Source organism: Streptomyces malaysiensis subsp. samsunensis, from assembly GCF_024519315.1.
Classification (GTDB): Bacteria; Actinomycetota; Actinomycetes; order Streptomycetales; family Streptomycetaceae; genus Streptomyces; species Streptomyces malaysiensis.
Window position 1 is genome coordinate 19,700 of sequence record NZ_JANIIC010000085.1, and the last position, 15,219, is coordinate 34,918.

The following is a 15,219-nucleotide window of genomic DNA, read 5'->3' on the forward strand; positions in this document are numbered from 1 at the left end:
GATCAGCCGGCGATACCAATGTCCGACCTCCCCCAGAACATCTGGAGTTCCTGAATGAGGCCACCGGCTCCCGCGCGCATCATCAGGACGTAGTCCCAGGTGATACGGGAGCTCTCCGGGGTGTCCGGGGCCGCCAGCCAGCCGCGCTCGGCGAAACCGGGACCCTTGGGCAGATAGTCCATGGTGGCCGTCACCGGCACCAGGACATGCACACCGTCCTGCCCCGCGACCGGCTCACCGGGAATCTCGGCGATACCCGCCGCGGCGAGCTCCTCGAAATGCGCACGAAGGGCGTCCCGCCCGGTCCGGCGCCCCGATCCGACCGGATCCTCGAAGGTGACCTCGTCCGCGTAGAGTTCGAGAAGTCCATCGACATCCGCGGCGTTCATCCGGCGGCTGTGCTCGAGAATGAGCTTCTTCCGGCTTCGCTCATCAATCACCGTGTGCCCCCATGAGCATGCTCTCCATTGCTTTCACTTCGGCCAAGGTCCTCGTCGATGAACTGGAAGATCTCGTCGGCCGTGGCGTCCTGAATACGCCCCGCCGCGGGGTCTTCCTCCGTCCCGCCGCCGTGCAGGGCACCCAGTTTCGACAGTGTGGTCCGAAGGCGCTTGAGCAGCGCTTCATGGGCCGTCTCGTCCTGGGCCACGGAAAGCAGCGCGCTTTCCATCCTGTCGATTTCGCCCAGCATCGGTGCGAGCGGATCCGCATCCTCGGGCGCTAATTCCGAATGCAGATGGGCGGCGAGCGCGGCCGGATTCGGATGGTCGAAGATCAGGGTGGTGGCCAGCCGCAGCCCGGTCACGGCGGTCAGCCTGTTCCGCAGTTCGATCGCGGTCAGCGAGTCGAAACCGAGCTCCAGGAAACCGCGCTCGGTCTGGATCCGCCCCGGGTCGGAGTGGCCCAGCGCCGCCGCGGCATGGCTGAGGACCAGATTGAGCAGCGTACGGCGCTGCTCCTCCAGCGGCAGCGCGGCCAGATGACCGGCCCAGTCGGTGTGCGGCCGGGCGGTGGCCGCGGTGCGCCGGGCCGTACCGCCACCGGCGAGCGCCCGCAGCGGAGCGGGCAGGGTGAGCGCCGGCCGGCCCGCCAGGGCCCGTACGTCCAGATCGATCGCGATCAGATGGTGGTGGCCATGGCGCACGGCGGCGTCCAGCAGCCCCAGCGCCCGCTCGCTGGACATCGCCCCGATGCCCGACCGGGTCATCCTGGCCCGGTCCGCCTCCCCCAGATGCCCGGTCATCCCGCTGGCGTCCGCCCACAGGCCCCATGCCACCGAAAGACCCGGCAGGCCGAGTGCGCGGCGCCGGGCGGCCAGGGCGTCGCAATAGGCGTTCGCCGCAGCGTAGTTGGACTGTCCCGAGGCGCCCAGCGTGCCCGCCGTGGAGGAGAACATCACGAACAGGGACAGCGGCAGCTCCGCGGTCGCCGCGTGCAGATGGGCCGCGGCCGTGGCCTTCGGACGCCACACCCGCGCCAGCCGCTCCGGGGTCTGGGTGGTGAGAACGCCGTCGTCCAGCACCCCGGCCGCGTGGACGACACCGGTCAGCGGATGCGCGGAGTCGACCCCGGCCACCAGAGCGGCCACCGCGTCCGGGTCGGTCACATCGACCGCGGCGATCCGTACCTCAGCGCCCAACTCCGCAAGCATGTCCGTGAGTTCACCGGCCCCTGCGGCCTCCGAACCGCTTCGGCTCACCAGCAGCAGATGCCTGACACCCCAGGCGCGCACCAGATGCTCGGCGACCAGGGCGCCCAGCGTGCCGGTGCCACCCGTGATGAGCACGGTGCCATCCGTGTCCAGCCCGGCGGCGTCCTCGTCCAGTCCGATGGTGTTCTCGCCTCGGTCGTCGGTGGCCGGGCTGGGCGCGGCCGTCGCACGGACCATCCGGGGCACCAGCATCAGCCCGCCCCGCACCGCCATCTGCGGCTCATGCGACTCGACCGCGCGCACCACGGCCTCCACGAGGCCCGCACGGCCCTCGTGGCCTTCATCGAGGTCGAGCAGCACAAACCGGCCCGGGTTCTCCGACTGGGCGCTGCGGATCAGCCCCCACGCCCCGGCACCGGACGGATCCACACCGGACGGATCCAGCGCGGTGTCATCGGCGTCATCGATGGCGTCGCCCGCACGGCCCGCCGCCACCGCTCCCCGTGTGACGACCACCAGCCGTGCGTCGGCCAGCGCCGGTCGCCGCAGCCAGGACCGCACCAGCCCCAACAGCTCCTCGACCGCCCCCAGCCCGTCCCCGTGCGCGCCCTCAGCGGTGTACGGATGGGTCAGGACGACGGCGGGGGCGGGCTCGCCCGCGTCGACAGCCGCGATCAGCGCCTCCAGGTCCGGATGGCTCACCGTGGCATCGGCGCCCACCCCGGCCGCGACCGGCTCGGCCAGCCCCAGCCGGTCCTCGCCCAGCACCACCCAACCACCTTCGCCGACCACCGACGCCGGGGACGGCGCGGTGGCCGGAGCGGGCGACGGCATCCAGTCCAGGGTGAACAGCCCGTCCACGGCGCGGGTGGCCGCGGCCGCGCGCAGTTGGTCCGCCGCGGCCGGACGCGTCACCAGTGAGTCGACCGTCAGCACCGGGGCGCCCACCGTGTCGGCCACCGTCAGCCGCAGCGACTGCCGCTCCTCGTCCCGCGAGAGCCGGACCCGTACTGTAGCCGCCTCGGTGGCCCACAGGGACACGCCGTTCCACGCGAACGGCAACCACATCTGGCCGTCGTCCTCCTGGCCCTCGGGCCGGTCCATCAGCAGCGACGGATGCAGCGCCGCGTCCAGCAGCGCCGGATGGATGCCGTATCCGTCCCGGCCGCCCGCCGCATCGGGCAGCGCCACCTCGGCGAGGACATCCCCGCCCTGGCGCCACGCGGCCTTCAGCCCCTGGTACGCCGGGCCGTATCGGTACCCCGCCGCCATCACCTGCTCATAGAAGGCGCCGACGTCCAGCGGCTCCGCGCCCGGCGGTGGCCAGGCCCCGCCCAGGCCCTCCACCGGTGCGGGGGGCTCGGCCGCGGGCGCGAGCACGCCCACCGCATGACACACCCACCCCGTGTCCGGGCCGGAATCAAGGCCCGGGTCAAGGGGGTTGGGGTGGTCCGGGCTGGAGTACATCCGCACCTCGCGCCGCCCGTCCTCCGCCGCGGCACCCACCACCACCTGCACCCGCAGCCCACCGGACTCGGGCAGCGCCAGCGGAACCTGGAGCGCGAGCTCCTCCACACCGCCGCAGCCGACCGCGTCGGCCGCCCGCAGCGCCCACTCCACCAGCACCGCACCCGGCGCCAGCACCGCACCCGCCACCACATGCTCGGCGAGCCACGGGTGGGACCGCGCGGAGATCCGGCCGGTGAGCACATGGGTGGTGCCATCGGCGAGTTCCACGGCCGCGCCGAGCAGCGGATGGCCGGCGGCCGTCAGCCCCAGATCGGCCGGATCGCCACCCGGTCCGCCCTCTCCGTCCAGCCAGTACCGCTCACGCTGGAAGGCGTATGTGGGCAGGTCGATGGTGCGGGGTGCGGGGTCGGCGGGGAACCAGCGGGCCCAGTCGACCGACAACCCGGCGGTGAACGCCCGCGCCACGGACCGCGCCAGCTGGTCCGGGCCACCGTGGTCGCGCCGCAGGGTAGGAATGGTGACCGCGTCGACCCTCGCCTCCTCGATGCTCTGCTGCATGCCGATGGTGAGGACGGGGTGGGTGCTGGCCTCGATGAATACGCGGTGGCCGTCGTGCAGGAGTGCTTGTACGGCGTCGGCGAAGCGTACGCGTTCGCGGAGGTTTTTGACCCAGTACGCGGTGTCGAGGCCGCTGGTGTCCATGCGGGCGCCGGTGACCGTCGAATAGAACGCCACCTCCGCCTGGACGGGTTCGATCCCCGACAGCACTTCCCTCAACTCTTTGGCGATGTCGTCTACTTGGGCGCTGTGGGAGGCGTAGTCCACGTCGATGAGCCGGGCCCGGTGGCCCGCTTGTTCGCATGCGGTGACGGCGTGGGCGACTTGTTCGGGGGGTCCGGAGATCACCACGGATCCCGGTCCGTTGACCGCCGCCACCCCCACGGCCTCGGCGCGCTGGCCGAGGTTGGTCAGGAGTTCTTCGGTGTGGGTTTGGCTTATGGTGAGGGAGGCCATGGCGCCGTGTCCGGCGAGGCGTCGGAGGGCGTGGGCGCGGAGTGCGACGATGCGGGCGCCTTCGTCGAGGGAGAGGGCTCCGGCGACGCAGGCTGCGGCGATTTCGCCTTGGGAGTGGCCGATGACGGCGGCCGGGGTGAGGCCGTGGTGGTCCCATACGGTGGCCAGGGAGATCATGACGGCCCATAGGACGGGTTGGACGACGTCGACGCGGGCGAGGTCGGCTGCGTTGACGCCGCCGCGCAGAACCTCGGTGAGGGACCAGTCGACATGGGGGGTGAGGGCGTGTTCGCATTCGGCTACGCGGGCGGCGAAGACGGGTGAGGTGTCCAGGAGTCCGGCGCCCATGCCGAGCCATTGGGAGCCTTGGCCGGGGAAGACCAGGACGGGTCCCATGCCGCCCGCGCCGGGGCCGGTGGTGGTGGTTGGTTCGATGATGGTGGGGTGTGTGTTGCCGGTGGCCAGGGCGTTGAGTCCGGCGAGGAGTTCGTCGCGGTGTTCGCCGACGATGACGGCGCGGTGGTCGAAGACGGACCGGGTGCTGATGAGGGACCAGCCGACCTCCGCCGGGGAGGCGTCGGGGTCGGTGGCCACTCGTTCGGCCAGCGCCCGCGCCTGGCCACGCAGTGCCTCAGCGCCGCGCCCGGACACCACCCACGGCACCACACCACCCGCCGGAACACCGCCCCGTGAACTGTCCGGTGCGGGGGCGGCCTCTACCGGCTGGGCGGGGGCCTGCTCAAGGATCAGATGGGCGTTCGTACCGCTGATGCCGAACGACGACACACCCGCACGACGCGGCTGTTCGTTCGCCGCCCACTCGACCGGTTCCGACAGCAGCCGCACCTCGCCCGCGCCCCAGTCCACATGCGGTGTCGGCGCGTCGATGTGGAGCGAGACGGGCAGCACCTCGTGGCGCAGGGCCTGCACCATCTTGATGACGCTCGCCACTCCGGCGGCGGCCTGCGTATGCCCGATATTGGACTTGATCGAGCCCAGCCACAGCGGACGTCCCTCCGGCCGGTCCTGTCCGTAGGTGGCCAGCAGCGCCTGCGCCTCGATGGGGTCACCCAGGGTCGTGCCCGTTCCGTGTGCTTCCACCGCGTCCACCTCGGACGGCGACAGCCCCGCGTTGGCCAGCGCCTGCCGGATCACCCGCTGCTGCGACGGGCCGTTGGGCGCCGTGAGCCCGTTGCTGGCCCCGTCCTGGTTGACGGCCGACCCCCGGATCACCGCCAGCACCCGATGTCCGTTGCGCCGCGCGTCGGAGAGCCGCTCCAGCAGTACCAGTCCGACGCCCTCGGAGAAGCCCGTGCCGTCCGCCGCCGCGGCGAACGCCTTGCACCGCCCGTCCGGGGACAGTGCGCGCTGACGCGAGAACTCGGTGAACCCGCCGGGCGTCGCCATCACCGTCACCCCGCCCGCGAGGGCCAGCGAGCACTCGTCCTGCCGTAGCGCCTGCACCGCCAGATGCGTGGCCACCAGCGACGATGAGCACGCGGTGTCCACCGTGACCGCGGGCCCCTCCAGACCGAATGAGTACGACACCCGGCCCGAGACCACACTGCCGAGGTTGCCGGTGGCCACATAGCCCGCCGAGTCACCGGTCGTCTGGCCGATGAGCGACAGATAGTGGTATGAGTCCACTCCGGCGAACACCCCGGTGCGGCTGCCGTTCAGCGCCTCCCGTGTCAGTCCGGCGCGTTCGAACGCCTCCCACGCCGTCTCCAGCAGCAGCCGCTGCTGCGGATCCATCGCCGCGGCCTCCCGTGGGCTGATCCCGAAGAACTCGGCGTCGAAATCGGCCACATCGCGCAGGAAGCCGCCCTCGCGGGCGCTGCTGGTACCGGGGTGCTCGGGGTCCGGGTCGTAGAGGTTGTCCAGGTCCCAGCCACGGTCCTCGGGGAACGAGGAGATGACATCCACACCCTCGTCCACCACCCGCCACAGGTCCTCGGGGGTCGCCACATCGCCGGGGAAGTGGCAGGCCATCCCGATGATGGCGATGGGCTCCCGGGCGCGGTCCTCGACCTCGCGCAACTGCCGCCTGGCCAGACGCAGATCGGCGGTCGCCCGCTTGAGATAGCTGCGGAGCTTCTCGTCATCCGTCATATCGCATCAACCCGATCGTCACGGCGGTCCTGATCCAGCGGTCCTGATTCATCGGAGACTGTCGTCGGAAGGGACGGTCAGCTCGTTGTCGAGCGCCTGGAACAACTCCTCGTCGCTGGCCGACGCCAGATCCTCCTCGGCGGGGTCGTCACCCTCGGCGTCCTGCCACGGTCCGTCCACCTTGCGCAGCAGCTCCCGCAGCCGCGCCGCGATCCGGGCCCGCCGCTCCCCGTCGGCGATTCCCCCGGTCAGGGCGGTGTCGAGGGAGTCGAGGCCGGTGAGCAGGGAGTCCGTCGACGTCACCCCGACGGGGACCAGGAGCTCCCGCAGCAGGCGTACCACCGCGGTGGGCGTGGGGTGGTCGAAGACCAGCGTGGCGGGCAGCCGCAGACCGGTGGCGGCGCCCAGCCGGTTCCGCAGCTCCACGGCGGTCAGTGAGTCGAAGCCCAGCTCCCGGAAGTTCTGGGCGGGGTGGATGGCGTCCGCCGTGTCATGGCCCAGCACCGTCGCCGTGGCGCCGCGCACCAGCTTGAGGAGCGCCTGCTGCCGGTCCTCCTCGGACATGGCGGCGAACGCCTCCGCCGGTGCCGCTCCGCCCGGTCCGGCGGCTCCGGTGGCCGCCTGCGGTGTGGCGCCGCGCACCAGGCTCCTGAAGAGGGGCGGCAGATCGTCGGCGTGGGCCTCACGCCGCATGGCGGCCAGGTCGAGCCGGATGGGCGCGAGGGCCGGAAGGCCACTGTCGAGGGCGATGTCGAGCAGCGCGAGACCCTGCTCGGTCTCCAGCCCCACCATTCCGGACCGCGCCAGCCGCGCCCGGTCGGCGTCGGTCATCCCGCCGGTCATCCCGGTGGCCTCGGCCCAGTATCCCCAGGCCAGGGAGGTGGCGGGCAGGCCCTGGGCGTGGCGGTGCACGGCCAGCGCGTCCAGGAAGGCGTTGGCCGCCGCGTAGTTGCCCTGCCCCGCGGCGCCCAGCAGCCCGGCGGCCGCGGAGAACAACACGAACGCGGACAGCTCCGCGTCGCGGGTGAGCTCATGCAGATTCCACGCCGCGTCGGCCTTCGCCCGCAGCACCTCATCGAGCTGATCGGGCGTGAGCGCCTCGACGGTGGCATCGCGCAGCAGCCCGGCGGCATGGACGACGGCGGTGAGCGGATGGCGGTTGGAAACGGTCTCCAGCAGCTTGGCCAGGGCGGCCCGGTCGGCCGCGTCACACGCCGCGATGGACACCTCCCCGCCGAGCCCGGTGAGTTCGGCCGCCAGCTCCGTGGCCCCCGGGGTGTCGAGGCCCCGGCGGCTGATGAGCAGCAGCCGCCGTACGCCGTGGTGGGCCACCAGATGGCGGGCGGTGGCGGCGCCGAGCGTGCCCGTGCCACCGGTGATGAGGACCGTGCCCTCCGGGTCGAGGGCGGTGGGGAGCGTAAGGACGATCTTGCCGATGTGGCGGGCCTGGCTGAAGTGGCGGAACGCCTCGGGAGCCCGGCGGATGTCCCACAGCGTGGTCGGCAGCGGCCGCAACGTCCCGTTCTCGAAGAGGGCCGACAACTCGGCCAGCATCTGCTGGATACGGTCCGGGCCCGCCCCGCCGACCAGGTCGAACGCTCGGTAGGCGACCCCCGGACAGCGGACGGCGACCTGCTCGGCGTCGCGGATGTCGGTCCGGCTCATGTCGATGAAGCGACCGCCGGGCGTCAGCAGCCGCAAGGACGCGTCCACGAAATCACCGGCCAGGGAGTTGAGCACCACATCGACGGATCCGGCGGCGGCGCGGAACCGCTCCTCGAAGTCGAGGGTGCGGGACGAGGCGATATGGCGGTCGTCGAAACCGCGCTCCCGCAGGGCATGCCACTTCGTGGGGCTCGCCGTGGCGTACACCTCGGCCTGCCAGTGGCGCGCCAGCTGCACGGCCGCCAGGCCCACCCCTCCGGTGGCCGCGTGCAGCAGCAGCTTCTCCCCGGCCCGCAGCCCCGCGAGATCGGCGAGACCGTAGTAGGCGGTGAGGAAGGCGGACGGTGTGGTCGCCGCCTGTGCGTAGGACCATCCCGCGGGGATCCTGGTGATCACCCGGACATCGGTGACGACCAGCGGCCCGGTGCCGTTGAACAGGCCCATGACCCGGTCGCCCACCGCGAACCCCTCGGTTCCGGGCCCCACCTCGACGACCACGCCCGCACCGTCGCCGCCCAGCGGCCTGGGGTCCTCCACCATGCCCAGCGCCACGACGACGTCATGGAAGTTCACACCGCCCGCCCGAAGCGCCACCCGGACCTCGCCACGGTCCAGCGGGCGGGTGTTGTCCGGGCAGTCGACCAGCGCCAGCTGGTCCAGGCTGCCGTGGCCGGTCAGCCCCAGACGCCATGTGGCCGCTCCTTCCGGCGGGGTGAGCCGCTTGGCCGCGTCGTCGTGGACCAGCCGCGGTACGTACGCCACACCGTCGCGCAGCGCCAGCTGGGGCTCGCCCGAGGCCACGGCATCGGGCAGGGACCGTAGCGAGGTGTCGCGTTGGTCGAGGTCGAGCAGCAGGACCCGGCCGGGGTTCTCCGACTGGGCGCTGCGCACCAGGCCCCACACGGCGGAGGCGGGCAGATCGTGGACATCGCCATGGCTCTGCGTGGCGACCGCCCCACGGGTGACCACCGCCAGCCGGGCGTCGGCGAATTCGGGCGTGGCGAGGAACTCCCGCAGCACCCCGAGGGCCTCCTTGCCGAGGTCATGGGAGCGCTCCACCGGATCGCCCGGATCGCCCCGGCCATCGACGGAAGAGCCGAAGGAGGCGAACACCACATCGGGGGGCGGGGCGCCGTCCGCCACGGTCGCCCGCACGGCGGCGAGGTCCGGGAGACGGATGGCGTCGCGCAGTGCGTCGGCCGGCGGACCACCGTCCGGACCGATCACCGCGGAACGGCACGTGGGGGCGGGCTCGGCGAGTGTCATCCGCGTCCAGGCGAGCTGGAAGAGGGAGTTCCTGCCCGCCGCACGGGCCCGGCCCAGCTGCCCGTCCGGCACCGGGCGCAGGATCAGATCGTCCACCACGGCCACCGCCGCGCCGGTTGGATCGGCCGCGAGCAGGGTGAGCCGGTCCGGTGCCGTCGGGGTGATGCGGATCCGCAACGTGTCCGCCCCGGTGGCGCACAGCCGCAGACCACTCCAGGTGAACGGGAGCAGGATCCGCCGCGCGTCCTCGGAGCCGGGGGCGACGTCCAGCGCACGGGCGTGCAGCGCGGCGTCGAAGAGGGCGGGGTGGATACCGTACGCGGCCGTGCCCTCGCGCTCCCCTTGGGGCAGGGACACCTCGGCGTAGACATCGCCGCCCAGCCGCCATGCGGCGGTGAGGCCCTGGAAGGACGGTCCGTAGTGGTAGCCGTGGTCGGCGAGCTGCCGGTAGAAGTCCTCGACGGGGAGCGGAGTGGCTCCGGGCGGCGGCCAAGTGCCGTTCAGCGATACGGGGTTGGCTGGTGGCGAGGTGGCGAGGGCGCCGGTGGCGTGCCGGGTCCAGGCCCCGTCGTCCTCTTCGGCCGCCGGCCGGGAATGCACCGTGATCGGACGCTCGCCGATGTGATCGGGAGCGGCCACCGCGATCTGCACATCGACCGCCTCACCCTGCGGAATCACCAGTGGCGCGTGCAGGGTCAGCTCCGACACAAGGTCACAGCCGGTCCGCGCGGCCGCGTGCAGGGCGAGCTCGGCGAAGGCGGTGCCCGGCAGCAGGACGGTGTCCAGCACCCGGTGGTCGTTCAGCCATGGATGGGTCCGCGGCGACAGCCGGCCGGTCAGCAGATGGGCGCCGCCCTCCGCGAGTTCCACGGCCGCGCCGAGCAGCGGATGCCCCGCGGGCCCCAGCCCGAGGTCGCCCGGGTCGCCGCTGTGGCCACCCCGCCCGTCCAGCCAGTACCGCTCACGCTGGAAGGCGTATGTGGGCAGGTCGATGGTGCGGGGTGCGGGGTCGGTGGGGAACCAGCGGGTCCAGTCGACGGCGACCCCGGCGGTGAACGCCTGCGCCACCGACCGCATCAACTGTGCCTGGTCGCCGTGGTCCCGGCGCAGGGTCGGCACCGCGGCCGCGGGCACACCGGCTTCCTCGAAGGTCTCCTGCATGCCGATGGTGAGGACGGGGTGGGTGCTGGCCTCGATGAATACGCGGTGGCCGTCGTGGAGGAGTGCTTGTACGGCGTCGGCGAAGCGTACGCGTTCGCGGAGGTTTTTGACCCAGTACGCGGTGTCGAGGCCGCTGGTGTCCATGCGGGCGCCGGTGACGGTCGAGTAGAACGCCACCTCGGCCTGGACGGGTTCGATCCCCGACAGCACTTCCCTCAATTCTTCGGCGATGTCGTCTACTTGGGCGCTGTGGGAGGCGTAGTCCACGTCGATGAGCCGGGCTCGGTGGCCCGCTTGTTCGCATGCGGTGACGGCGTGGGCGACTTGTTCGGGGGGTCCGGAGATCACCACGGATCCCGGTCCGTTGACCGCCGCCACCCCCACGGCCTCGGCGCGCTGGCCGAGGTTGGTCAGGAGTTCTTCGGTGTGGGTTTGGCTTATGGTGAGGGAGGCCATGGCGCCGTGTCCGGCGAGGCGTCGGAGGGCGTGGGCGCGGAGTGCGACGATGCGGGCGCCTTCGTCGAGGGAGAGGGCTCCGGCGACGCAGGCTGCGGCGATTTCGCCTTGGGAGTGGCCGATGACGGCGGCGGGGGTGAGGCCGTGGTGGTCCCATACGGTGGCCAGGGAGATCATGACGGCCCATAGGACGGGTTGGACGACGTCGACGCGGGCGAGGTCGGCTGCGTTGACGCCGCCGCGCAGAACCTCGGTGAGGGACCAGTCGACGTGGGGGGTGAGGGCGTGTTCGCATTCGGCTACGCGGGCGGCGAAGACGGGTGAGGTGTCCAGGAGTCCGGCACCCATGCCGAGCCATTGGGAGCCTTGGCCGGGGAAGACCAGGACGGGTCCCATGCCGCCCGCGCCGGGGCCGGTGGTGGTGGTTGGTTCGATGATGGTGGGGTGTGTGTTGCCGGTGGCCAGGGCGTTGAGTCCGGCGAGGAGTTCGTCGCGGTGTTCGCCGACGATGACGGCGCGGTGGTCGAAGACGGACCGGGTGCTGATGAGGGACCAGCCGACCTCCGCCGGGGAGGCGTCGGGGTCGGTGGCCACTCGTTCGGCCAGCGCCCGCGCCTGGCCACGCAGTGCCTCAGCGCCGCGCCCGGACACCACCCACGGCACCACACCACCCGCCGGAACACCGTCGCCGTCGGTCGGCACCGTTGTGACGGATGGTGTCCCGGCGGGGGCGGGTGCCTGCTCCAGGATGAGATGGGCGTTCGTACCGGAGATGCCGAACGCGGACACACCGGCCCGGCGCGCACGCTCCCCGCGCGGCCAGGGAACCGGCTCGGTCAGCAGCCGCACCGCACCCGACGCCCAGTCGGCGTGGGGCGTCGGCTCATCGATGTGCAGCGAGGCGGGCAGCAGCTCATGCCGCATCGCCATCACCATCTTGATCACACTGGCCGCACCGGCGGCGGCCTGGGTGTGCCCCAGGTTGGACTTGATCGAGCCGAGCCACAGTGGCCGGTCCTCCGGCCTGCCCTGCCCGTACGTGGCCAGCAGCGCCTGGGCCTCGATCGGATCGCCGAGGGTGGTCCCGGTGCCGTGTCCGTCGACCGCGTCCACCTCGGCGGTGGACAGCTGCGCGTTGGCCAGCGCCTGCCGGATCACCCGCTGCTGCGACGGGCCGTTGGGCGCCGTGAGGCCGTTGCTGGCCCCGTCCTGGTTGACCGCGGAACCCCGGATCACTCCGAGGACGCTGCGGTCGCGGCGCTGGGCCTCGCACAGCCGCTCAAGGACGATCAACCCGGAACCCTCGCCCCAGCCGGTGCCGTCGGCGGCCGCCGCGAACGGCTTGCAGCGGCCGTCCGGGGCCATGCCACGCTGGCGCGAGAACTCGATGAACCCGCCGGGCGTCGCCATCACGGCCACCCCGCCGGCCAGGGCCAGATCGCATTCGCCGTTGCGCAGCGCCTGACAGGCCAAGTGGATGGCGACGAGCGATGAGGAACACGCGGTGTCCACCGTGACCGCCGGGCCCTCGAGGCCGAGCGAGTACGCGACCCGGCCGGACACCACACTGCCGAGGTTCCCGGCGCCGACGTAGCCCTCCACCTCGCTGGTGATGTTGCCGATGACCGACAGATAGTCATGCGAACCCACCCCGGCGAACACACCGGTGTTGCTGCCGCTCAGCGACTCCTGGGTGAGCCCGGCGCGCTCGAACGCCTCCCACGCGGTCTCCAGGAGCAGCCGCTGCTGCGGGTCCATTGCCTGGGCCTCGCGGGGGCTGATGTCGAAGAAGGACGCGTCGAATTCGGTCGCGTCGTAGCAGAATCCGCCCTGGTCCACATAGGACTTCCCATAGCTTTCGGGATCCGGGTCGAACAGCTCCTCGGTGCCCCACCCCCGGTCCGTGGGAAAGCCCGAAACGGCGTCCTCGCCGTCCCGCACCAGCCGCCACAGCTCCTCCGGCGACCGCACCCCACCCGGATAGCGGCAGGCCATGCCCACGATCGCGATGGGCTCCGGCTCCGCGGACTCGGCCTCCCGCAGACGCTGACGGGTCTGGCGCAACTCGGCCGTGACCCACTTGAGGTGGTCGAGCAGCTTCTCTTCGTTCGACATCTAGCGGAGGCTCCTTGACGCGTCGCGGGGGATGGGGGTCATCGGGCTCACGACTTTCCGAACTCGTCGGACTTTCCGAACTCGTCCGAGATGAGGTCGAAGATGTCTTCTGCCGTCGACGTCTCGAGCTCGCTGTGAGCCGCGGAACGCTCCGTGCCCCGTTCCGTGTCGCTCCACTTGGCCAGCAGCAGCCGCAGTCGCCCGGTGATCCGGCGACGGGCCGCCTCGTCCACCGCCGAGGGCTCCGAGACCGAGTCCCACCGGTCGAGCTCCGACAGCAGATGTCCCTCGGAGGTCGGCTCCCCCTCGACGAGCTGCTCGCGCAGATAGTCGGCCAACTCCTTGGGGGTGGGGTGGTCGAAGACAAGGGTGGGCGGGAGGTCGACGCCGGTGGCGGCGGAGAGGCGGTGCCCGAATTCGACGGCCGTGAGGGAGTCGAACCCCAGCTCCTGGAACGGCTGGGCTGGTGGGATCGCATCGATGGTGGGGTGGCCGAGGATCGCGGCGGCGTGCGTCTGGATGTGATGCAGAAGAAGTTGGTGCCGCTGGGCGGGGGTGCCGGTGGCCAGCTGCCGTTGAAGCGAACCGCCCATGGCCGCGGTGGCGTCCGGGGCGGCATCGGGGCCGGGCGACGCGGCGGCGGCCAGGTCGGACAGCAGCGGGCTGGGCCGCTGTGCGGTGAAACCGGCCGGGAACCTCTCCCAGTCGATGTCCGCGATGGTGATCGTGGTGTCGCCGTGGTCCAGGGCGTGCTGGAGCGAGGCGATGGCGAGATCGGTGTCCAGGGGACGCATTCCGCGCCGGCGGTAGTAGTCGACGGCGGCCTCGTCGGACGCCATGCCCGCATCGCTCCACGGCGCCCAGGCGAGGCTGGTGGCGGCCAGGCCCCGGGCCCGGCGGTGTTCGGCGAGGGCGTCGAGATAGGTGTTGGCGGCGGCGTAGGACGGCTGTCGGCCGCCGCCCCACGCGGCGGCGCCGGACGAGAAGAGCACGAAGGCGCTGAGGTCCAGCTCCTCGGTGAGTTCATGGAGCAGGGCGGCCGCGAGTGCTTTGGGCCGCAGCACAGCGTCGATCCCCGGGAGATCCAGCTCGGCGAGCGGGGTGTTCTCCGGGAGACCGGCGGCGTGGACGACGGCGGTGAGGGGGTGTTCGGCGGGGATGGTGTCGAGAAGGCGCTGGAGCGCGGCTCGGTCGGAGACATCGCAGGCGGTGATGGTGATGGCCGAGCCCAAGTCGTTCAGGTCTTGGGCGAGTTGGGTGGCTCCGGGCGCGTCGGGTCCTGAGCGGCTGACAAGGTGGAGATGGGGTGCGCCCTGGCGGGCCAGCCAGCGGGCGACATGGGCGCCGAGACCCCCCGTGCCACCGGTGATCAGGGTCGTACCGGCGGGGCGCCACGCGGTGGGCGCGGTGTCCGGGCAGGCGGCGCGCTCCAGGCGCCGGGCCAGGACGGTGGAGCGGATCGCCACCTGGTCCTCCGGCTGACCGGGCACCAGCACGGCGGCGATACGGGCCGGGGTGCGGGCGTCGGCGACGGCCGGGAGGTCGATGAGGCCGCCCCAGAGCCGGGGGTGTTCCAGCGCGGCGACCCGGCCCATGCCCCAGATCTGGGCCTGGTGCGGGTGGGGCAGCGGATCGGTGGCGGTGGCGGCCACCGCGCCTTGGGTGACACACCACAGGGGCGCGATGAGCGGCGCCTCGCCGAGGGCCTGGACGAGGGCGGCGGTGGCGGCCAGCCCTGTGGGGACGGCCGGGTGGTCGGGGTGGGGCGTCTGGTCGAGCGCGAGCAGACTCAGAATGCCCTCGGGGGTGCTGCCATCGGGTAGGTGGGAGAGCAGCGGGGCGATGGCGTCGCGCCGGGCGTCCGCGCCATCGATGGACAGAACCTCGTGGGCCGCGCCATGGGCGTCGAGCGCCTCGACGGTGGCGTGGACGGCCGGATGTTCCTCCAGCCCGGTGGGCACGAGCAGCAGCCAGGTCCCGCTGAGCGTCGGCGCGGTGGCAAGGTCCCGCACCTGCTTCCATGCGACGCGGTAACGCCAGGAGTCGATGGTGGACCGTTCGCGGTGCCGACGGCGCCAGGTCGACAGTACGGGGAGCGCGGGCAGCAGGGTGTCAATGCCGGGGCTGTCCTTCTCCAGGTCGAGTGTGCTCGCGAGGGCGTCGACGTCCAGCTCCTCGATGGCGTCCCAGAGCCTGGCCTCGGCCGGGTTGTGGCCGTTGAGAGGACTGTCGGCACGTGGCGCGGGCGGGGCGAGCCAGTAGTGCTGGTGTTGGAAGGCGTAGGTGGGGAGGTCGATGGTGCGGGGGGT

4 protein-coding genes are annotated in these 15,219 nt (G+C 72.2%); all 4 read right to left on the minus strand.

Annotated features, from left to right (window positions below; genetic code table 11):
* Positions 1–2 precede the first annotated feature (2 nt).
* Positions 3–440, minus strand: coding sequence for a nuclear transport factor 2 family protein (locus tag NQU54_RS43045; RefSeq protein ID WP_206334003.1), 438 nt, complete (start codon positions 438–440; stop codon positions 3–5).
* Positions 437–6,247, minus strand: a complete 5,811-nt coding sequence (locus NQU54_RS43050) for a type I polyketide synthase (protein ID WP_257635751.1) — start codon at positions 6,245–6,247, stop codon at positions 437–439. The genes NQU54_RS43045 and NQU54_RS43050 overlap by 4 nt, the downstream gene beginning before the upstream one ends.
* Before the next feature lie 48 nt (positions 6,248–6,295).
* The gene (locus NQU54_RS43055) at positions 6,296–12,910 is read right to left on the minus strand and encodes a type I polyketide synthase (RefSeq protein WP_257635752.1); all 6,615 of its coding nucleotides are present in this window, start codon (positions 12,908–12,910) and stop codon (positions 6,296–6,298) included.
* A gap of 47 nt (positions 12,911–12,957) precedes the next feature.
* A partial coding sequence (locus NQU54_RS43060) for an SDR family NAD(P)-dependent oxidoreductase (RefSeq protein ID WP_257635753.1) occupies positions 12,958–15,219 on the minus strand: 2,262 nt, incomplete at its 5' end.